The organism is Tropicimonas isoalkanivorans, assembly GCF_900112335.1.
GTDB classification, from domain to species: domain Bacteria; phylum Pseudomonadota; class Alphaproteobacteria; order Rhodobacterales; family Rhodobacteraceae; genus Tropicimonas; species Tropicimonas isoalkanivorans.
The window spans coordinates 365,456-385,610 of the sequence record NZ_FOLG01000002.1; the positions used below are offsets into that span (position 1 = coordinate 365,456).

General features: G+C 65.4%; 17 protein-coding genes. 6 read left to right on the forward strand and 11 right to left on the reverse strand.

The window, feature by feature from the left end:
- The first annotated feature begins 53 nt into the window (after positions 1-53).
- A complete protein-coding gene (gene pepN, locus BM075_RS06010; RefSeq protein WP_093359744.1) occupies positions 54-2,618 on the forward strand; it encodes an aminopeptidase N in 2,565 nt (854 codons plus the stop codon).
- A 254-nt stretch (positions 2,619-2,872) separates the two neighbouring features.
- On the forward strand, positions 2,873-3,793 hold the full coding sequence (locus tag BM075_RS06015; RefSeq protein WP_245758752.1) for a 1-acyl-sn-glycerol-3-phosphate acyltransferase: 921 nt from the start codon (positions 2,873-2,875) through the stop codon (positions 3,791-3,793).
- Positions 3,794-3,814: 21 nt separating this feature from the next.
- Here the strand turns inward: BM075_RS06015 and BM075_RS06020 are convergent, their stop codons facing one another.
- From BM075_RS06020 to BM075_RS06030, 3 genes are all read right to left on the reverse strand, one after another.
- Positions 3,815-4,444, reverse strand: coding sequence for a LysE family translocator (locus BM075_RS06020; protein ID WP_093359745.1), 630 nt, complete (start codon positions 4,442-4,444; stop codon positions 3,815-3,817).
- Positions 4,441-4,905: an Lrp/AsnC family transcriptional regulator gene (locus tag BM075_RS06025; protein ID WP_093359746.1), complete on the reverse strand. Its 465-nt coding sequence runs from the start codon at positions 4,903-4,905 to the stop codon at positions 4,441-4,443. The genes BM075_RS06020 and BM075_RS06025 overlap by 4 nt, the downstream gene beginning before the upstream one ends.
- Positions 4,906-5,051: 146 nt before the next feature.
- On the reverse strand, positions 5,052-5,735 hold the full coding sequence (locus BM075_RS06030; protein WP_342741234.1) for a transglycosylase SLT domain-containing protein: 684 nt from the start codon (positions 5,733-5,735) through the stop codon (positions 5,052-5,054).
- Between the two features lie 195 nt (positions 5,736-5,930).
- On the opposite strand from BM075_RS06030, the gene gatB reads away from it, so the two are divergent.
- The 3 genes from gatB to BM075_RS06045 all read left to right on the forward strand — a co-directional run bounded on the left by gatB (position 5,931) and on the right by BM075_RS06045 (position 10,022).
- Entirely contained in the window at positions 5,931-7,439 is a 1,509-nt protein-coding gene (gatB, locus tag BM075_RS06035; protein ID WP_093359747.1) for an Asp-tRNA(Asn)/Glu-tRNA(Gln) amidotransferase subunit GatB, read from the forward strand.
- Between the two features lie 123 nt (positions 7,440-7,562).
- A complete protein-coding gene (locus BM075_RS24760; protein WP_245758753.1) occupies positions 7,563-8,081 on the forward strand; it encodes a DUF4177 domain-containing protein in 519 nt (172 codons plus the stop codon).
- Positions 8,082-8,333: 252 nt separating this feature from the next.
- Positions 8,334-10,022 (forward strand): chloride channel protein, encoded by a 1,689-nt coding sequence (locus BM075_RS06045; RefSeq protein WP_425445185.1) that lies wholly within the window; start codon positions 8,334-8,336, stop codon positions 10,020-10,022.
- 36 nt (positions 10,023-10,058) lie between these two features.
- Here the strand turns inward: BM075_RS06045 and BM075_RS06050 are convergent, their stop codons facing one another.
- From BM075_RS06050 to cobS, 7 genes are all read right to left on the reverse strand, one after another.
- Positions 10,059-10,406 carry a DUF427 domain-containing protein gene (locus tag BM075_RS06050; protein ID WP_093359748.1) on the reverse strand — a complete coding sequence of 116 codons (348 nt, stop codon included), beginning with the start codon at positions 10,404-10,406 and terminating at the stop codon, positions 10,059-10,061.
- An 81-nt stretch (positions 10,407-10,487) separates the two neighbouring features.
- Positions 10,488-12,287 (reverse strand): aminopeptidase P family protein, encoded by a 1,800-nt coding sequence (locus BM075_RS06055; RefSeq protein WP_093359749.1) that lies wholly within the window; start codon positions 12,285-12,287, stop codon positions 10,488-10,490.
- Positions 12,288-12,379: 92 nt separating this feature from the next.
- Positions 12,380-13,150, reverse strand: coding sequence for a calcium-binding protein (locus BM075_RS06060; protein ID WP_093359750.1), 771 nt, complete (start codon positions 13,148-13,150; stop codon positions 12,380-12,382).
- 104 nt (positions 13,151-13,254) lie between these two features.
- Positions 13,255-15,126 carry a cobaltochelatase subunit CobT gene (cobT, locus tag BM075_RS06065; RefSeq protein WP_093359751.1) on the reverse strand — a complete coding sequence of 624 codons (1,872 nt, stop codon included), beginning with the start codon at positions 15,124-15,126 and terminating at the stop codon, positions 13,255-13,257.
- A 114-nt stretch (positions 15,127-15,240) separates the two neighbouring features.
- Positions 15,241-16,791 (reverse strand): CYTH and CHAD domain-containing protein, encoded by a 1,551-nt coding sequence (locus BM075_RS06070; protein ID WP_093359752.1) that lies wholly within the window; start codon positions 16,789-16,791, stop codon positions 15,241-15,243.
- Between the two features lie 132 nt (positions 16,792-16,923).
- Positions 16,924-17,631, reverse strand: coding sequence for a phytochelatin synthase family protein (locus BM075_RS06075; RefSeq protein WP_218152816.1), 708 nt, complete (start codon positions 17,629-17,631; stop codon positions 16,924-16,926).
- A 93-nt stretch (positions 17,632-17,724) separates the two neighbouring features.
- Positions 17,725-18,708, reverse strand: a complete 984-nt coding sequence (gene cobS / locus BM075_RS06080; protein WP_093359754.1) for a cobaltochelatase subunit CobS — start codon at positions 18,706-18,708, stop codon at positions 17,725-17,727.
- A 272-nt stretch (positions 18,709-18,980) separates the two neighbouring features.
- On the opposite strand from cobS, the gene BM075_RS06085 reads away from it, so the two are divergent.
- Positions 18,981-19,466 (forward strand): hypothetical protein, encoded by a 486-nt coding sequence (locus tag BM075_RS06085; protein ID WP_093359755.1) that lies wholly within the window; start codon positions 18,981-18,983, stop codon positions 19,464-19,466.
- Between the two features lie 41 nt (positions 19,467-19,507).
- Here BM075_RS06085 and BM075_RS06090 read toward each other — a convergent pair whose 3' ends face one another.
- The gene (locus tag BM075_RS06090) at positions 19,508-20,137 is read right to left on the reverse strand and encodes a DnaJ domain-containing protein (RefSeq protein WP_093359756.1); all 630 of its coding nucleotides are present in this window, start codon (positions 20,135-20,137) and stop codon (positions 19,508-19,510) included.
- Positions 20,138-20,155 lie beyond the last annotated feature (18 nt).

Genomic DNA, 20,155 nt, shown 5'->3' on the forward strand with positions numbered 1-20,155 from the left:
AGCAGTCCCGCCGCGCCCCTAGGGTGCGCGCGAGACATCCCGGAGCCAAATGCATGCCGCAAGACGCCGCGCAGACTATCTATCTCGCCGATTATGCCCCGTTCACGCATACCGTAGAGCAGGTGCATTTGACCTTCCGCCTCGCCCCCGGCGCGACTCGGGTGCTCTCCCGCATCTCCTTTGCCCCGACCCCGAACGCGCCGGCCGGCCCGTTCTTCCTGCATGGTGAGCAACTCAACCTGATCTCCGCGCGCATCGACGGCGCGCCGGTGACGCCGGAGGTCACGGCGACGGGCCTCACCTGCCCTGTCCCCGACGGCCCCTTCACCTGGGAAGCCGAGGTGGAAATCAGCCCTGAGACGAACACCGCCCTGGAAGGGCTCTACATGTCGCGCAGCATGTACTGCACCCAGTGCGAGGCCGAGGGGTTCCGCAAGATCACCTTCTATCCGGACCGTCCCGATGTGATGGCGCCCTTCACCGTCCGCATCGAGAGCGACCTGCCGGTTTTGCTGTCGAACGGCAACCCCACGGGCAATGGCGACGGCTGGGCGGAATGGACCGACCCATGGCCGAAGCCCGCCTATCTGTTCGCGCTGGTGGCCGGCGAGCTTGTCAATCATGCCGACCGCTTCACCACCGCTTCGGGCCGCGATGTGGAGTTGAACATCTGGGTCCGCCCCGGCGACGAGCACAAATGCGCCTTCGGCATGGATGCGCTCAAACGCTCGATGCAATGGGACGAGGAGGTCTATGGCCGGGAATACGACCTCGACGTGTTCAACATCGTGGCGGTGGACGATTTCAACATGGGCGCGATGGAGAACAAGGGGCTGAACATCTTCAACTCCTCCGCGGTTCTCGCCTCGCCGGAGACGTCGACGGACGCCAATTTTGAGCGCATCGAAGGGATCATCGCACACGAATATTTCCACAACTGGACGGGCAACCGCATCACGTGCCGCGACTGGTTTCAGTTGTGTCTGAAGGAAGGGCTGACGGTCTTCCGGGACCAGCAGTTCACCGGCGACATGCGCTCCCACGCGGTCAAGCGGATCGAGGACGTTCTGATGCTCCGGGGCCGCCAGTTCCGGGAGGACAACGGCCCTCTTGCGCATCCGGTCCGCCCGGAGAGCTTCGTCGAGATCAACAATTTCTACACCGCGACTGTCTATGAAAAGGGCGCCGAGGTGATCGGGATGCTCAAGCGATTGGTGGGTGATGACGCCTATTACCAGGCGCTGGACCTCTATTTCGACCGCCACGACGGGCAGGCCTGCACCATCGAGGACTGGCTCAAGGTGTTCGAGGACACCACCGGCCGCGACCTGTCGCAATTCAAGCGCTGGTACGCTCAGGCCGGCACCCCGCGCGTCCGGGTGGACGAAGCCTGGTCGCCGGGGCCGAAGGGGGGCACGTATACCCTGCACCTGCGACAGACGACACCCCCCACTCCCGGACAACCTGACAAGGAGCCGCTCGTGATCCCGGTGGCTGTGGGCCTGCTGTCGCCCAACGGCGACGAGGTGGTGCCCACGCAGGTGCTGGAGTTCACCGAGGTCAGCCAGGCCTTCAAGTTCGAGGGCCTCGCCTCCCGCCCTGTCCCGTCCATCCTCCGCGGCTTCTCGGCGCCCGTCATCCTCGAGCGGCAGTCGAGCGCCGATGAGCGGGCGTTCCTGCTCGCCCACGACACCGACCCCTTCAACAAATGGGAAGCAGGTCGCGGCCTGGCGAAGGATGTGCTGAGCCGCACGATCGCCGGCAAGCCCGCTCCGACCGCGTCATTCGTCGACGCCCTGCACGCCATGGCCGCGGACACGCGCCTGGACCCGGCCTTCCGTGCGCTGGCTCTGCGGCTGCCCGCGCAGGACGACATGGCGCAAACCCTGTTCGACTCCGGCCTGACACCGGACCCGCTGCAGATTTATTCAGCCCTGCGGCACTTGCGCGAGACCATCGCGGCGCAGATGGGCGGCCTCCTGGCGGACCTCTACGACGAAATGGCAGTGCCCGGCCCCTACCGCCCAGATGCGGAGGATTCCGGGCGCCGGTCGCTCCGGCAGGCGGCGCTCAGCTACCTAACCCTGATCGACGGCGGCGCCCGCGCCCGGACGCAGTTCGCCGGAGCCGACAACATGACTGAGCAACTCGGCGCGCTGTCCTGCCTGCTCGACATCGGCGCGGCGGACACGGCCCTCGCTGACTTCCGGACGCAATGGCAGAATGACCGGCTGGTCATGGACAAGTGGTTCGGTCTGCAGGTCTCCCTCGCACCGCCCGATACGGCCGCCGTGCGTGCCAATGCGTTGACCGAGGATCGCGACTTCGATTGGAAGAACCCGAACCGTTTCCGCGCCGTGATCGGCGGGCTTGCCATGAACCCCGCAGGATTCCACGACCCGAGCGGGGCATCCTATGCGCTTGTGACCGACTGGCTGATCCGTCTCGACCCGGTGAACCCGCAGACGACGGCGCGTATGTCGACGGCTTTCGAGACCTGGAAACGCTACGACGCCGATCGGCAAGGAATGATTCGCGAGAATCTCGAACGGCTCGCCGCAACCCCCGGACTGAGCCGGGACACGACGGAAATGGTCAGCCGGATCCTGGCCGCGTGACGACCGGCCCTAACATGGGGCTCCGCCCTTGAATCCAACTTGCATGGACGCATGTAGTCCACCGGTCCTGCCTTTGGGACGGGAGCGGGGCAACGCGAGCGCTGGCAGCGAGAAATCTCCATTTCGGTAAGGCTTGGATCGCAGTGCTTTGCAAAGCTTCACAAAGGGTTTAAATTCATGCGCTAGAGACAGTTGGCTTGACAGCTGCTTCGCGGGCTACTGGATCGTTTATGGTTCGAACTTGGGGGGGTCCGATGGAAAGCATCATCACCGCAGGAACACCCCTGCCTTCGGACGACATGCAAGATCGTATCGCTCCTCTGATCAAGGAGCGCGCGGCTTGGCTGTTCAATGACAACTTCGTCGCCCGGAATTCCTACAGGATTCTCAACCGACTCCTTGGCTACGACCGGACAATCGCTCTGGGCAACCTGCTCAAGGATGAACCGACCGACGTCATCATGTCCCACATGGCCGACATGATCGCGAAGGATGTGCAGATCTCCGGGCTCGAGAACATTCCCGCAACGGGACCGGCGCTGGTCGTCTGCAACCATCCGACCGGCATCGCCGACGGTATCATGATGTGGCACGCGATCACGCAGCGCCGCGCCGATCCGTTTTTCTACGCAAACTCGGACATCCTGCGGGTCATGCCGCAAATGACCACCATGATCGCGCCGGTCGAATGGCGGCTGGAAAAGCGCAGCCATGCGAAGACGCGCGAAACCATGGCCTACACCCGCAAGGCAATCGAAGCGGGGCGCATCGGTGTCATCTTCCCCTCTGGCCGTCTGGCGAAACGGCGATGGCTGAAGCTCTACGAGCGGGAGTGGATGGCCTCGGCGGCGATGATCGCCCGCAAGTGGGATCTGGATGTGATCCCGGTCAACGTCCGGGCGCGCAACTCGGTTCTGTTCTACATCTTCGACATGATCCACCCGAGTCTGCGGGACATCACGCTGTTCTACGAGACGTTGAACAAGGACAAGCAGCCATATCGGTTGACCTTCGGCCGACCGATTCCGGCCAGTTCCCTCTCCACCAACTCCAGCGAGGCCATCGAGGAACTGAAGGCGGCCACGCTGAAGCTCGGCGGCCGCCATGCCCCGACCGTCTCGCTCGCCGAGATGACCCGCCGCCCCCGCTGGAAGCGCTCCACGCTGTCTGCCTAGGCGTAGTGCGGTCTTCTGACCTCACACGGCCGTGGCCGCGATCCATATGCCCCAGGCCAGCAAGAGGCTGCCCGAGGCGAGATCCAGCCAACGCAGAGCGTCGGCGTTCACCCGCGCGCCGGCGTAGGACGCCATGTGGACGAGCAGGAGCCACCACGTTGCGGAGCCCGCGAACACCCCGAACACCAGAACGTAAGGCGCCAGCGCGGCACCCGACGCTGCCGATCCGAGAGCCGCGACCATCCCGATGAAGGCCAGGATCGTCGTCGGATTGGAGAGGGTCAGAACAAACGTCGTGGCCCAAGCAGCCGTCAGCCCGCGATAGGGCCGCCCGCCAGTCGCTGCCGGTGGCGCCGGCGCATGGCGCGCCGCCCAGTACCCGCGCAGCGACAGGACCCCGAGCAACGCCATGAGGAAGCCCCCGCTTATGGCCATCGGACGCGAATAGTCCATCAGAACGCCCGTGGCCGTGAACCCTGCCGCCACCAACAGTCCGTAAACCGCGTCGGCCGTCGCGGCACCCAGCCCCGTCGCCAGCCCTGCGGCGCGGCCGCGCGCCAGGGTGCGCCGGATGCACAGCACCCCGATCGGCCCCACCGGCGCGGCAATGGCAAAACCGACACCCATCCCCTTGAGCAAAACCGGGATCATGCGCCGCCCCCGGCACCGGCCACGGGGACCGCGGTCGTCTCCTTGAGCGCTTCGAGAGAAATCATCGTCTCGGTCCGCCGGATTGCCGGCAGAGGCTTGACGACGTCCTGCAAGAAGCGCTGTAACGCTGCCGTATCCGGCAAGCGCACTTTCATCAAATATGAATGCGCCCCGCTGACGTGGTGAAGCTCCATGACCGCTGGGTGCGCGACCAGCGCGGCGCAAGCCTCCGCCTCGCCTTCATAGTCCATGTCCAGCAAAACCATCGCGCATAGCACCGCGCCGACCGCCTCCCGGTCCAGCACCGCTTGCCACCCGGTAATGACACCCTGCGCAACCAGCCGTCGAACGCGTTCGTTGGCGGAGGAGACGGACAATCCCACCGCATCCGCAACTTCCGCGCTCGACGCCCGGCCACTCACCTGGAGGAGGCCGCAAATTTTTCGGTCGATGTCATCCATATCCAGCAAAATGCCGGATGTATCCGCTTACATCAATATATGATTCGGTGATTGCCGATCAATTCTGGCATCCGCCAGACGCACGTCCTTAGCGGATAGGCATCACTCCTATCTGCCTCGTGTTGGATGAATGGCGACTTAGAAAATCAGCCGTCCGCTTTCAGGAAATCCAGTACCTGCGCGCTCGCCGACTTCGGCTTTGCCTGGCAGAAAGGTTGCGCGCTGGTCCAAGCGATCATGTCGGCCCGCTTTGAGGAGGAGTGGAACGGACCCCAGTCTGCCGCCACGCCGCGCATCCCGCGACTTACGACGCCGTCGCGAGCCACGGTCCGGGCCATGATACGAATGGCGCAGCTCACGTTGTCTGCGCCATTCTTCAGGGCCGAGCCGCTGCGGGCCTTGCATCCATAGCTGCTGGCGGTTGGGGGGGCGATCTGCACCAGACCGTACCACAAGCCGCCGCCACCGACGGCGGATGGGTTCCAGGTGCTTTCGTGCTTGGCCAGCGCGGAGACGAGGCCGACCCAGAACGCCTCGCGGTCCTCTTGGCTCGCGTCGCGGTAGCCGGGACACCAGGTGTCGATATCGGCCGGCACGACCCGCGGAAGAACTCCGCCATGACTTCTGAGAGCGTTGAGCGCCGACGCAGTCCACAAGTCCGCCTCCGGCCGGTGATCCCACCGCATCGGCGGCGTGTCGATCGTCGGCGCCTTGGTAGACGCAGTGGCCTTGGGGGTGTCCATCGCAGTCTCGCTCGGCTTGACGCAGGCGGACAGAGCGAAGGGAACGGCGATTATCGCGGCTTTCAGCAGGGAAAAGCGGGAAGGCATCCGTCGGAACTCTGGCAGCATCGGGTCCGGCCCGACGGACTTCCGTTTCGCCCGACACATTCAATATGGCAAGATCACTGTCGTCGCAGCCCGCAAAATCGGCGAGGTTTCGCGACTCCGGCGGGTCTGCGGTCCCTTGCCCCGCCTTTGGCGCTGCTCTAAACCCGGTTCCGATCAGCGAAGAGGGATCTCCAGATGCTCGACCTCACCTTTGACGCACCGAAACCCAAGGTCATCTCCGGGGCCAAGGAAGACTGGGAACTGGTGATCGGGATGGAGGTGCACGCCCAGGTCTCCTCCAAGGCCAAGCTGTTCTCGGGTGCCTCGACGCAATTCGGGGCGGAGCCGAACTCCAACGTCTCCTTCGTGGACGCCGGGATGCCGGGGATGCTGCCTGTCATCAACGAGTTTTGCGTCGCCCAGGCGGTTCGGACCGGCTTGGGGCTGAAGGCCGAGATTCACTTGCGCTCCGCCTTCGACAGGAAGAATTATTTCTACCCGGACCTCCCGCAGGGGTACCAGATTTCTCAACTCTATCACCCGATCGTCGGCGAAGGCGAAGTGCTGGTCGACATGGGGCCGGGCGTAGCGCGGCGGGTGCGGATCGAACGGATTCACCTGGAGCAGGACGCCGGCAAGTCGATCCACGACATGGACCCGAACATGTCCTTCGTGGACCTCAACCGTACCGGCGTCGCCCTGATGGAGATCGTCTCGCGCCCTGACATCCGGGGGCCGGAGGAAGCCGCGGCCTATGTCGCCAAGCTGCGTCAGATCATGCGCTACCTCGGCACCTGCGACGGCAACATGCAGAACGGCAACCTGCGGGCGGACGTGAACGTATCGGTCTGCCGCCCGGGCGACTACGAGCGGTACTGGGAGACGCAGGACTTCTCGCACCTCGGGACGCGCTGCGAGATCAAGAACATGAACTCCATGCGGTTCATCCAGCAAGCCATCGAATACGAAGCCCGGCGGCAAATCGCGGTCCTGGAGGACGGCGGCTCGATCGTGCAAGAGACGCGCCTCTACGACCCCGACAAGGGCGAAACCCGCTCCATGCGGTCCAAGGAAGAAGCGCACGACTACCGCTACTTCCCCTGCCCCGACCTGCTGCCGCTGGAGATCGAGCAAGCCTGGGTGGACGACATCGCAGGCACCCTTCCGGAGCTGCCAGACGAAAAGAAAGCGCGCTTCGTCAATGACTTCGGGATGACTGAATACGACGCCTCGGTTCTGACGGCAGAGGCGGAGTCGGCGGCCTATTTCGAGGAAGTGGCCAAAGGGCGCGACGGCAAGCTGGCCGCGAACTGGGTGATCAACGAGCTGTTCGGGCGGCTCAAGAAGGACGACCTCGACATCACGCGCAGTCCGGTGAGCGCGCAGCAATTGGGCGGGATCATCGATCTCATCAGCAAGGGCGACATTTCCGGGAAGATTGCCAAGGATCTGTTCGAGATCGTCTTCAGCGAAGGCGGCGACCCGGCCGAAATTGTCGAGTCCCGCGGGATGAAGCAGGTGACGGACACCGGCGAGATCGAAAAGGTCGTTGACGAGATTATCGAAGCGAACCCGGCGCAGGTGGAAAAGGCCAAACAGAACCCGAAGCTGGCCGGCTGGTTCGTGGGACAGGTCATGAAGGCCACCGGCGGCAAAGCGAATCCGAAAGCCGTGAACGAGATCGTGGCGAAGAAACTGACCTGACCGGGCCACGGAGCGGTCGAGAGACGGTGGTCGTGCCCAAGGGTGTCGATCGCGCCGCTGCCGCTTTGGACGGGCGGTGCCGAATCGGTTATGGACGGTCGAATAGTTGAAAAGGGACACCGGATGGCCGTTTACGAATACAAAGTCGTGCCCGCCCCTTCGAAGGGGCAGAAGGGCAAGGGAGCGAAGGGCGCTCCCGAGCGGTTCGCGCTGGCGCTGGAAACCCTGATGAACGACCTAGCGGTGGATGGCTGGGAGTACTTTCGCGCGGATACCCTTCCTTGCGAGGAACGCTCTGGCCTGACCGGCTCCACCACCGTTTTCCAGAACATGCTGGTGTTCCGCCGCGCATCCGCGGTGACCGAGAGCCTGTCCTTTCCCCGCGCGAACCTGCCGGAGCCGCCCGCTGCGCGGCAGGCCGCGGTTGCGCCCCAGCCGCCGACGCAAGACGCGGAAGAAGGCGCCACGCCCGCTCTGGACGCCCCGTCCGCGGAAACACCCCGGGAGGAGGCGACTGCTGCGGCTGCGGCGGCCGCTGCGGCTCTCAGCGCATACCGCGGGGCGAGCCCCCCGGCGAAGGGCCGCCCGCTTGGTCCGGCGCGGCGCCACGAGGACGACGACAACACCCGCAACGAGGACTGAGACCTCGGGTCGGTCGCGCCCCTCTCCGGAATCCAGCGCCTCCCGGCCGCCGCGCTCCTCGGCCAACATTGGCACGGATCGGACGGCCCTCTGCCCTGATGCGGCGGGTTTCGGGCTTGGCGGTCGCGGACCGATCCCCTAGGAACGAGCAGGGCGGCGGGACACCCCTTCCGGCGCTCACTGCGACGCCGTCGCGGGCTGCGCGGGCGCCCGCACGAGAGGCGGAGAAACCGGCCCGCAAGCGGACGCCGTGTGAAGGAAAGCACCCGAGCACTGATCTGGCGACAGGTCCGGGAAAGCCGGCGGGAATTCGGGCGCGGCTGGCAACTGCTGTTGCGGCGCGGGCCCAGCCAAATTCAGTTCTGGTTCATTGCTCTGGCGGTGGGCATCGCCGCCGGCTTCGCGGCAGTGGCCTTTCGCGAAGGCATCACCTGGCTTCAGGGGGCGCTCTACGCCGCGCCGGACATCCGGCAGATCCATTCCCATGCCCGAACGCTCCCCTGGTGGTGGCTGATGAGTGTGCCGATCCTGGGCGGGCTTGCGGTAGGCCTGATCCTGGGCCGCCTGACGCCGGATCACCGCGTCCGGTCCGTGGGCGATGTCATTGAAGGCGCGGCGCTCCGCAAGGGACGGGTGGAACTGAAGGAGGGGATCGCCTCGACCGCAGCTTCGCTGATCACGCTGTCCTCCGGCGGGTCCACTGGCCGTGAAGGACCAGTGGTGCACGTGGCCGGGCTGATCTCCACCTGGGTTTCGGACCGGATCCAGGCCGACGGCATCGCGGGCCGCGATCTGTTGGGGTGCGCGGTGGCGGCGGCCGTCTCCGCCTCCTTCAACGCGCCCATCGCCGGAGCGCTCTTCGCGCTGGAGGTCGTGTTGCGCCACTTCGCCGTCCACGCCTTCGCCCCAATCGCCATTGCCTCGGTCGCAGGCACGGTTGTCAGCCGGCTGGCCTTCGGCAATGTGACGGAATTCACCCTGACGCCGTCCAGCTCGGTGTCGTTCTACGTGGAGCTGCCGGCCTTCCTGCTGCTCGGCTTGATGTCCGGGCTGGTGGCGGTGGTTCTGATGCGCTCGATCTTTTTCGCCGACGACTTCGCGAGCCACCTGCAAGCGCGGTACCGGATCCCGTCCGTCCTCCGCCCCGCGTTGGCTGGCGCGGTACTGGGCGCAATCGCCATTGCCTTTCCGCACATCATCGGCGTCGGCTACGAGACGACCGCGAAGGCCCTGCGGGCCGAGATCCCGTTCCTCTCAGTCGTGATCTTCGTCGCGGTAAAGATTGCGGCAGTCGCCGTCACGATGGCCGGGCGGATGGGCGGCGGCGTGTTCTCACCCTCGCTGATGATCGGAGCCCTGTCAGGGCTGGCGTTCGGTATGGTCGCGACATCGCTTGTTCCGCAGTACTCAGGAACGGGCGAGCTCTATGCGCTGGCGGGAATGGGGGCGGTCGCGGCCGCCGTTCTGGGCGCGCCGATCTCAACCACGATGATCGTTTTCGAACTCACGGGGGACTGGCAGACGGGCCTTGTGGTGATGGTGGCGGTCTCACTCTCGACTGCCCTTGCAAGCCGGATGGTGGACCGCTCCTTCTTCCTCACCCAACTGGAGCACCGCGGCGTGCACCTCGCTGCGGGCCCACAGGCCTATCTGCTGTCGATCTATTCAGCGGCCGTGATCATGCGGTCGAAGGACAGCCCGCGCGCCGCGCCGGAGGAGGCGTGCCGAACGCTTGTCGAAAAGGGCATTTCCATCACGCCCGACACGACGTTGGAAGTCGCGTTGCCGATGTTCGACGAGAGCGGGCAGACCTTCCTGCCCATCGTGGCGGCATCAGCCGACGGCGGGCCGCCGGAGCTGATGGGTGCGCTTTTCCAGGTAGACGCGCTGAAGGCGATGAACCGGGCGCTCAGCGAGACAGCGGCGGAGGAGCACTCGTAGGCAGCGGGGAAGTACGGCCGCGCCTCTGGAACTCCTTCAGAGCCGCTCGACAGCGATGTCCGCGTTGCTGGTGTAGAAAGCGATGTGATCCTTGATCCGGTCCATCCCTTCGGCCGGGTCTTCATACGTCCAGGCCGCGTTGGGCAGAGACCGGCTCTTGGTCTCGATGGAGAAATACTGCGCATTGCCGAGGTAGGGTGAATGCGAGGTCTCGGGACTCGGCTCCAGGAACGCCATCGCGATGTCCGTGCGCGGGAAAAAGATGACGGGTGCCATCGCCCCTTCGGTCAGTTCCAGCGCATTGTTGGTTTCGGCCAGAACAGCACCGCCTGCGCGGACCACCCAGGTGCCGTCGGCCTTTCGAATCTTGATGTGGTCAGCCATGTCATTCCCCTCAGGTGGCGCGCCGAACCCAAGGCCTGGCGGTTATTACATCATACAAAAAATGAATGTTAGCGGCCAACATTACAAGGGTGCCACCGCTGCGTCCAGCCACGCCAAGGCCTCGCCGTCGAGCTCAGGGGCGATGCGCGACCGGGTTTCGGCGTGGTAGGCATCGAGCCATGCGCGCTCCGCCTTGGTCATCGCGTCCCGCAGAATCAGGCGCCGGTCGATGGGCACCCACGTCAACGTTTCGAAGGCGAGCATGTCGCGGTCATCGCCACCGGGCAGAGTCGGCGCGTCGACAACGTGGATCAAATTCTCGATCCGGATGCCGAAGGCGCCCTCGCGGTAGTATCCCGGCTCGTTGGACAGCACCATGCCCGGTTCCAGCGGCACGTCGGACTGACGGGAGAGCCTTTGCGGACCCTCGTGCACGGACAGATACGCCCCCACCCCGTGCCCGGTGCCGTGGTCGTAGTCCTGCCCCGCGCGCCACAGCGGGGCACGGGCAATCGCGTCCAGGTGTTTGCCGGCCAGCCCCACCGGCCAGCGCAGGGTGGAGATGGCGATCATCCCTTGCAACACACGGGTAAAGCAGGCGCGCTGCTCCTCGGACACCGGTCCGGTCGCGACGGTGCGGGTGATGTCGGTGGTCCCGTCCGCGTACTGGCCACCCGAGTCCACCAGCAGGATATCCCCCGGCGTAACGGCCCGGTTGGTCTTCTCACTAACGCGATAATGCACAATGGCGCCGTTCGGGCCGCTTCCCGCGATGGTCTCGAAGCTGATGTCGCGCAGGAGCGGGTCGCGGCGCCGTTCCTCCTCCAGCTGCGTCACAACGTCGATCTCCGTCAGCGTCCCACGGGGCGCTTCGCGGTCCAGCCAGGCAAGGAACCGGCACATCGCCGCCCCGTCCCGAAGGTGGGCGGCCTGCATCCCGGCAATCTCGGCGGGATTCTTGCGGGCCTTCGGCAGCACGCAGGGATCCTGCCCCATCGCCACCTCTGTCTTGCCGGGTTGCTCGGCCACCCACACCGAAGCGCTGGTCCGGTCGAGCCGCACGGGCCCCTCCAGCGCGGCCAGCCGGTCGGACAATGCCTCCGGCGGATGGCAGGTTACATCGGGTCCAAGATGCGCCCGCACATCTTCCGACAGCTTCTCGGGCGCGCAGAAAAGCTCCACCCGCCCGTCGTCGTGCAGGATGGCCGTGGCATGAGGAACCGGGTTCCGGGGGATGTCGCTGCCCCGGATGTTCAGCAGCCAAGCCACTGAGTCCGGCAAGCCGATCACCGCGGCACGGGCGCCCGCCTCCGCCAGTTCGCGAGCCAGCCTGGCGCGTTTGTCCGCATGATCCTCGCCCGCATAATTCAGCGGATGGACCGAGATCGGGCCGGCGGGCGGCGGCGGCTGGTCGTCCCAAAGCGCATCGACGGGGTTCTCCACCGCGACGTACTCGATCCCCGCATCCGCCCCCTTCCGCCGAAGCCGTTCGATATCGGCAACGGTGTGCAGCTTTGGGTCGAACCCAATCCGCCCGCCATCCGGCAGTTGCTCCGCCAGCCAGTCGGCCAAATGAACCTTGGGCCAATCCAGCGGGGTGAAATACGCCTGATCGACCTGCGCGCGCACCTGAACGCGGTACCGTCCGTCCACGAGCACGCCTGCTGCCCCCATAAGGACCGCGCAGGTCCCTGCGGAGCCGGTGAACCCGGTGAGCCATGCAAGGCGATCGTCATGGGGCGCGACGTATTCACCCTGATAGGCATCCGCCCGCGGCACCAGAAACCCGTCCAGGTCCATCTCCGCCAGCTTCGAGCGGAGCGCCGCAAGGCGCGGTGGGCCGTCTTCGGGGCGCGTCGTGACGTCGAAGGTCTGATACATGGCCGGAAACTCCCTGCTGCACGTGCAAAGGGGTACCGCCGCAGGGTCGGGAAGACCAGCCGTCACACGAGGGAGCGCGCCCTGATGCCGCCTCAGACGATGACCAGATCGTCCTTGAGGTCCGAGAGGTCCGTGACCCCCAGGATCTTCAGCCGCTCCTCCCCGAAATCGAAGACGACGTTGCCATGTCTCACCTCCGCAAACCGGTGGAGGACCTGACCTTTCGTCAGATCGCCCCGCCAGAGATCGTCGTAGAGCTGAATCGTGTCGACGTCGTCTCTGAAGTCCATGATGCGGTCGCGACCCCATCCCGCCTTGAAGTCAAACGTGTCCGCTCCGCCGCCGCCGCGAAGAACATCGTTGCCCTTTCCCCCGCTCAGCTCGTCCGCGCCATGATGCCCTTTCAGGACGTCCCGGCCCTCTCCGCCATAAAGCGCGTCGTCTCCTTGAAAGCCCAGGATCGTGTCCGCCCCCTTGGCGCCGCGAACCACATCGTTCCCGCCAAACCCGCATAAGGTATCGCCGAATTCGCTTCCGAAGATCCGATCCGCGTCCCGGGCGAAATGGCGCAACAGGCCGTCGCCGTCGCCATTGTCGATGTAGGAATAGGCCGTCTTCGCTTCGGTCCTGCCGCCGGTGAAGGACACCACCAGATCCCCGCCCTCCCAGAACTTGAACCCCGTGAGAGTGCCGCTGATGGTCCCAAACAGGCCGAAGGCGAAGTCCCCGTAGTAAGCGCTGGTGTGGTATCCGTCCGAGAAGGTGATCCGGTTGGGCAGAACTTCCGTCACCTCGCCCTCAGACCCGTCCACAGTCTCCATTCCCGTCATGTCGATTGCGCCGTATGCCCGCAGGACTGCCATATCCGTCTCCCCCACCTGTTTCGCGCGATGCGCTTAACGTAGCGCCAATTTGCGTCAACTCCATCCTTCGACACGGCAGCCGTCGCGGCGATGGGGGATCGGGGTCAGCCTGCCTTGCGAATCCCGGCAAACCGGGCGCGCGCCCTCGGGTCCGCATCGAACAGGGCGGCAAGCTGTTCGGTGATTGCACCGGCCAGTTGCTCCACGTCGGTAATCGTCACCGCGCGCTCGTAGTACCGCGTCACATCGTGGCCGATGCCGATGGCGATAAGCTCCACCTGTCGGCGGCGCTCGACCATCGCGATCACGTCGCGCAGGTGCTTTTCGAGGTAGTTCGCCGGGTTCACCGACAGGGTGGAATCGTCCACCGGCGCGCCGTCGGAGATCACCATGAGGATCTTGCGCGCCTCGGGCCGGGCCGCCACACGGCGGTGCGCCCACTCCAGCGCCTCGCCGTCGATGTTCTCCTTCAACAGCCCTTCTTTCATCATCAGGCCGAGGTTGTCACGGGACCGCCGCCAGGGGGCGTCGGCGGATTTGTAGATGATGTGGCGCAGGTCGTTAAGCCGTCCCGGAATCTGCGATCGGCCCTCCTTCAGCCACTTCTCGCGGCTCTGCCCGCCCTTCCAGGCGCGGGTGGTGAAGCCGAGGATTTCGACCTTGACCGAGCAGCGTTCCAGGGTGCGCGCCAGCACGTCGGCGCAGATGGCCGCGATGGAAATCGGGCGGCCGCGCATGGAGCCGGAGTTGTCCAGCAGCAGCGTCACCACGGTGTCGCGGAACTCGGTGTCCTTTTCGATCTTGAAACTGAGCGGTGTGGTGGGGTTGGCAACGACGCGCGCCAGGCGCCCGGCGTCCAGGATCCCCTCGTCGCGGTCGAATTCCCAGCTCCGGTTCTGCTTGGCTTGGAGCCGGCGTTGCAACTTGTTAGCGAGCCGGGAGACGGCCCCCTTGAGCGGCTCCAGTTGCTGATCGAGGTAGGCGCGGAGGCGTTCCAGCTCCACCGGCTCTGCCAGCTCGGTCGCGTCGATGATCTCGTCGAACTCCGTGGTGTAGACCTCGTAATTCGGGTCGGCTTCGGAAACCGGGGCGGGCGGCGGCGGCTCCAGCGGGGCTTCGCCGTCTGTCAGTTCGGACTCCTCGGCCATCTCCTCGTCGGCCAGGTCATCCATGGAAACCTGGGCCTCCGACGGGTCGTCGGTGGTTTCCTGATCCTGCTCGGGGCTGCTCTCGTCGTCCTGACGGCCTTCCTCGTCCTCGCTGCCGGTGCTTTCGGGCTCGTCGTCCTCCGACTCGGCCTCGTCTTGCTGCTCCTCGTCGTCGATTTCGTCTGGGTCCTCGCCGAGTTGGTCTCCGTAGCCGAGATCGTCGATAATCTGGCGCGCGAACCGCGCAAAGGCCGCCTGGTCCGACAGACACGTCTCAAGGTCCGGCAGCGTCTCGGCGGCCGAGCCTTCCAAGTGGTCGCGCCACAGGTCGAGCACGTTCTGGGCCCCGTCGGGAAGCTCGCGGCCCGTGGCAAGCTGGCGGATCATGTACCCGGCCGCCACCGACAGCGGCGCCTCACTGGGTTTCGTGATCTGGTCGTAGCGGCGACGGTGCGCATCGGCGGCAATGCGGGCGTCAATGTTGCCGGCGGTTCCCGGCATGGTCCGCGCGCCGAGCGCCTCGCATCGGGCCGTCTCCATCGCCTCGTAGAGGTCCAGCGCCATCTGCCCGGCGGGCAGGTAATGCTGGTGCACCTTGGGATCGTGATATCGCCGCTTCAGCGCGAAGGCATCCGCCGTGCCGCGCGCCAGCATAACCTCCGCCTGCGTCATGCGGCGGCTGATCTGCGGCAGGCGCACCTGGTCGGCGGTCATTCCCGGCGGGTCGACCGTAAAGACCACGGCAAGATCCGGGTCGTCGGCGATCACACGGGTCGCTTCGGTGAGCGCCTTCTTGAACGGGTCGGCGGGATTGTCTTGCTGGGCCATGGGTCTTTGTCTCGTGTGTCTACCTGCAACTTAGGCGGGGTTGGCACCAGACGCCATGCACCGGGGCGAAAAAGTGGGCCGCTCTCCAGCCCGTACGGCGGCAAACACCCTGGATCACCCCCAGAACGGCCCCGTTCGCTTCAGCCCGCGCCACAACTCCTTGGCATGGGACCACGCAGCCTCGGATCGCACGGCGCGGCTTCCCAGCAGCCAACCCACGGCGCGTTGCGCGGCGGGGTTGCGGGCGGCAGGGCTATCCGGCTGGCAGAGCATGTGCTCAGCCATCGCGAGATCGTTCAGATCCCCGAACACCGTTTGCAGCATCTTCAACCGCTTGACGAAGAGCGCCACTTTCTTCTCCGGGTAGAGCGGGCCGAGAAACTCGATCGTGTAGCGCAACTTCTTGAGTTCCTTGCGCAACTCGTGCCGCCCGTCGATCGTCAGGTGATCGATTCCCCTCGCGTGGCGGCGGACGGACTTCCACCGCTTCGCGAGCGCACGGTCCGCGTGCGCCCGGACCGGCATAGCCAGCCGCGCGGTCTGGTCGAAGTCCTCCGCCGCCAACCAGCCGCGGGTTTCGATGAACCGTGCGAGGTCGATCTGGAAAGCCTGCACACGCGCCCCGCCGAGCGTTGCACGCAAATCCCCGCGCACCCCGGAACGGCGACTGTCGATGGCCGCGCGCAATGCACGAAACCCGGGCTCGGAGGGATGCTCCTCCTCTGCCGGGTCGATGAGGTCTTCGATCACCACGTCGAGGTCCCGCAAGGCCCCCACCTCTGCGCCGATGGCCTTGGCCTCGTCGCTCAAGCGCACCAGTTCGGAGTGGCCGACGATCGGCTTGAACACCCCAAAGGCGGAGCGCAGGCGCCGCAGCCCCACGCGCAACTGATGCGGCCCCTCCGCGGCGGTGCTGTCCAGCACAGCGTCCACGTTGGCGGAGATCTGCTCGAAACATTCCCGCAGAACGTCGCGTGCCGCGATCTCGGAGGTCATGGCGGGGTCGAGCCGCACCTTCCGCGCAGTACGCGGTGCGATCTCCGCCTGCGCCTTGCCGGTTTCTGCCAACATGTACCCACGGGCCGATTTCGGCAGTGTCGACAGGTGCAAGCCGCCCTCGGGAAAGAGCTTCGCAGTCAGGTCGTAGAGCGCATCGATCTCGCCTGCCTTCAGCTCCAGTTCCGCCTCCTGGAACGGAGCCGCAACCTCGCCCGCGAGGATCTCGCCAACGTCAATCGCAAGCTCAACCCGCGCACCGCTCTCCAACGTCAGCGTGCTGGCCCTGCGCTTCATTTGGGTTTCGCAGACGACACCCAGCTCAGCGCCGTCGACAACGGCGCCAATTTCAGCCTGCAATGCCGCGTCGGGAATGAGGGAGAGGTCCAGCCGACCGCCGGGCGCGGCACATTCCACTTCCCGGGTACGCATCAGCCCGCCGGTGATCGTCCCGCCCGCCTTCACGGTCTGCACCCACCGCCGCCCTTCGCGGCGCACCCTGAGCGCGATCCCGGCCTGTTTGAGCGCATGATCGGGGGTGTCGTAGTAAATGCCCCGAAGCGTGCGGGAGGAGACGCCGGTTTCGTTGAGCGGCAACGCCTTGAGGTTGCGCCGCAACGACTTGGCTCGTTCCTCGTCGAGGAGGAATTTCAGCTCGATCTCGGTCATGTCACAGCCTTAGGGGCTCGAGCCCCAAAGGCACAAGATCAAACGGCGCCGAGCGAGACAATCCGCCGTCCGCAGGCGATTGTCGCGCGGATGTTGGCGAGATTAGAGGCGGACGGGCGACCGCCCGCGCTGCTATTGCCGACTGACGACCAGATAGCCCCGCGACCGGCCGTCATTGTCGGAATCGGGCGTGTTCATCGCATCGAATAGCGCCGCCGCCCCGACCCATACGGGCGGGTACTTGTAGCGCGTGACGTCGAGGATGAGGAAGCTGTCCGTATCTTCGTCGTAGGCAGCCAGCGGCGAGATGTGACCGCCCTTTTCCTGGCCGATGGCAGACCGAAGGTAATTCACCAGCAGGAAACTCTCGCCGTCCTCGATGCTGTCGATGGCGGTCTGGCGGAAGTCGTCCAGCGCGCTGTCTTCCGCGTGGACTGCCTCCGCCGACACCGAATGCGCTTGGAACATGCCCGCCAGTTCATCCAGCGTCAGGCCCGCGCGCTCGATCACGGCGCGCGGCTTCACGGCTTCAGTCGCTGGGGTGAAGACGTTCTCCTGATCGAACAACCCGAGCCCCAGCGTCATATCCGACGCGGGCCGGGGCACCTCCAGCGCGTTCAGGACCATGGCGATGGACGCCGGCCCGCAGAAGGCCGGATGCACCTGGTTGGTGAAATGGATCGCCAGATCGAAGTAATCCGCGTTCGCCTCCGACTGCATCAGCAGCGCCTCTCCCGGGGCGCTGTTGAGCGCCACCAGTCCCTCAGGCATCGGCAGGGTTTCGGCTGCGGCGGGCAGCACCGTGGAGAGCAGGAAAAGACCGGTAAGCAGGGGACGCACAGTGACCTCCCTGAAATGAGGGTTCAAAACGGATGAAGTATCGGGCGATGATACCGTTTCGGCCCACATCTGGCAACGCGGCCCGGGCTGCGGTCAGGCGAGCGCGGTGCTCACGGCGCTTTCCGGCAATTCCTCGTCGAAACAGCGCTGGTAGAACTCCGCCACCGTCTGCCGTTCCAGCTCGTCACATTTATTGAGGAAGGTCAGCCGGAAGGCATAGCCAACCGAGCGGAAGATCATCGCGTTCTGCGCCCAGTTAATCACGGTCCGCGGGCTCATCACGGTCGACAGCTCGCCGTTCATGAAGGCCGTGCGCGTCAGGTCGGCCACCGTCACCATCTGGCCCACCGTCCGGCGGCCCTTCTCGGTGTTGTAGGTCGGCGCCTTGGACAGCACGATAGCGGTTTCGGCGTCGTGGCTGAGATAGTTGAGCGTCGCCACCAGGGACCAGCGGTCCATCTGCGCCTGGTTGATTTGCTGCGTGCCGTGGTAGAGGCCCGTCGTATCGCCCAGGCCCACCGTGTTGGAGGTCGCGAACAGCCGGAAATAGGGGTTCGGCGTGATGATCTCGTTCTGGTCGAGCAGCGTGAGCTTGCCGTCATGCTCCAGCACGCGCTGAATGACGAACATCACGTCGGCACGGCCCGCATCGTATTCGTCGAAGACGATAGCCACGGGGTGGCGCAGAGCCCACGGCAGGATGCCCTCGTGGAACTCGGTCACCTGCTTGCCCTCACGCAGCTTGATGGCGTCTTTCCCGATCAGGTCGATCCGGGAGATGTGACTGTCGAGGTTCACACGCGCGGTCGGCCACTTGAGCCGGGCCGCGACCTGCTCGATGTGGGTCGACTTCCCGGTACCGTGATAGCCCTGGATCATCACCCGGCGATTGTGGGCAAAACCGGCAAGGATCGCGAGCGTCGTGTCGGGATCGAACTTGTAGGTCGTGTCGATCTCCGGCACGCGGTCGGCCGTGTCGGCGAAGCCCTTCACCACCATGTCGGTGTCGATACCGAAGGTTTCGCGCACCGATATTTCTTCGGTGGGCTTGGCATGGGGATCGACGTGGGCTTCCATGTTCCTGCTCCTCGCAATTGCCGGACGCCCGGCGGGACGGGCCAGAAGCGGGGATGCACCATATCTGAGAGGGGTGCAAGAGCGGCGGGCAAATCGTGCCGCGCACAGGCCTGTATCCGGCGACACGTGCATTGATGGCGGGCAGACGGGGGTTTGGATTTTCGAATTCGGGACGTGCGCTGCCCGCGCCCCGGACCCACGACAGGCTTCCCCTACGGCACCTTTGAGGTCACAGTAGGCACGGCAGGCAGCGGAACGTCAGGGAGAGCAAGATGAGCATCGCGGGGTCCGGTCATTCGTCCACAGGATCGTCGGCGCGCGGCGTGGTCGCGGCGATGATGGCGCTCGTCATGGCGCTGCTGGTCCTGACGATGATGCTGGAGGACAGGACCGACGACCTTTCGCAGGTGGAAGGCCTGGGAAGCTTCGTTGCGGGCCAGATCGCGACGCAGGCGTTTGCGGGGGCGATCTGCGGCTGGCTCCTCGCCACGTTCTTCGGCCGTTCTGGCGGCGTCGGATGGGTCTTGTCGGTGCTCGGCGGGCTCCTGGTGACGCTACTGGCCGGAGCCCTTGCCGGCGTGCTGCAGAGCCTTCCCGAGATATTGAGCGAAGGGCTCGCGCTGACCGAAGCTTTGAAGGTTGCGGTCGGGCTGCTGGTCGTGATTTTCGCCTCTGCGGGGCGGCCAATGGTCGCCGTCGGGTGGCTCGCGCTCATCCTGCTCACGCATGTACTTGCTGCCCGGCAGCGGCGCGGCTGATCCCCGCGACCGCTCCGCCGGCTCCGGCATGGCGCCGCCGATCAGTCCCGAAAGTTTCGGCTTTCCTTGATCTGATCCCAGGCCCAGACGACCTCCTGCAAGCGCTCCTCGTCCGAGCGGTCGCCGCCGTTCATGTCCGGGTGGAGAATCTTGATGAGCGCCTTGTAGGACTTGCGGACCTCCGTCTTCGTCCAGGTGTCCTTCGCGTCCAGGATTTCCAGCGCCCGACGCTCCGTCGGCGGCAGTCGCCGCCCGGCACCGGCCCTGTTGCCGGGGTTTCGCGTTGCATTCTCGCCCAGAACCTGATGCGCGTCGTCGATCCCGAGCCGTGCCCATGCCCGTTCCTCGGCGCTCTGGCGGAACGGTTTGGTCTCCCGCCCCCAGACCTTGTCCTGGTCGACTTGCGCCTGGAACTCCTCCTCGGTCGTGCCGTCGAAGAAGTTCCACTTCAGATTGTACTCGCGGACGTGGTCCTTGCAGAACCAGTAATAGTCATCCAGCGAATCCGGTGATTTCGGCGCGCGATACTGCCCGGCTTCCTCGCAGCCCGGCGCTTCGCATTGGCGCTGCGATGTCTCGAAAGCGCCAGACATGCCTCGCTTCCCCCGCGAACGCTTTCGCTTGTCACTCTTCACCCGTATGTCAAAGCCGAAAGGATCTGGTTTCGCCATGGTTCGGCTCCTTTCACG

Bases quoted from the DNA above. Each gene is read 5' to 3' on its own strand.
- pepN (WP_093359744.1), top strand. From the start codon at position 54: ATGCCGCAAGACGCCGCGCAGACTATCTATCTCGCCGATTATGCCCCG.
- gatB (WP_093359747.1), top strand. From the start codon at position 5,931: ATGCTCGACCTCACCTTTGACGCACCGAAACCCAAGGTCATCTCCGGG.
- BM075_RS06070 (WP_093359752.1), bottom strand. From the start codon at position 16,791: ATGACCGAGATCGAGCTGAAATTCCTCCTCGACGAGGAACGAGCCAAG.
- BM075_RS06085 (WP_093359755.1), top strand. From the start codon at position 18,981: ATGAGCATCGCGGGGTCCGGTCATTCGTCCACAGGATCGTCGGCGCGC.
- cobS (WP_093359754.1), bottom strand. From the start codon at position 18,708: ATGGAAGCCCACGTCGATCCCCATGCCAAGCCCACCGAAGAAATATCG.
- cobT (WP_093359751.1), bottom strand. From the start codon at position 15,126: ATGGCCCAGCAAGACAATCCCGCCGACCCGTTCAAGAAGGCGCTCACC.
- BM075_RS06050 (WP_093359748.1), bottom strand. From the start codon at position 10,406: ATGGCTGACCACATCAAGATTCGAAAGGCCGACGGCACCTGGGTGGTC.
- BM075_RS24760 (WP_245758753.1), top strand. From the start codon at position 7,563: ATGGCCGTTTACGAATACAAAGTCGTGCCCGCCCCTTCGAAGGGGCAG.
- BM075_RS06055 (WP_093359749.1), bottom strand. From the start codon at position 12,287: ATGTATCAGACCTTCGACGTCACGACGCGCCCCGAAGACGGCCCACCG.
- BM075_RS06020 (WP_093359745.1), bottom strand. From the start codon at position 4,444: ATGATCCCGGTTTTGCTCAAGGGGATGGGTGTCGGTTTTGCCATTGCC.
- BM075_RS06090 (WP_093359756.1), bottom strand. From the start codon at position 20,137: ATGGCGAAACCAGATCCTTTCGGCTTTGACATACGGGTGAAGAGTGAC.
- BM075_RS06015 (WP_245758752.1), top strand. From the start codon at position 2,873: ATGGAAAGCATCATCACCGCAGGAACACCCCTGCCTTCGGACGACATG.
- BM075_RS06030 (WP_342741234.1), bottom strand. From the start codon at position 5,735: ATGCCTTCCCGCTTTTCCCTGCTGAAAGCCGCGATAATCGCCGTTCCC.
- BM075_RS06025 (WP_093359746.1), bottom strand. From the start codon at position 4,905: ATGGATGACATCGACCGAAAAATTTGCGGCCTCCTCCAGGTGAGTGGC.
- BM075_RS06060 (WP_093359750.1), bottom strand. From the start codon at position 13,150: ATGGCAGTCCTGCGGGCATACGGCGCAATCGACATGACGGGAATGGAG.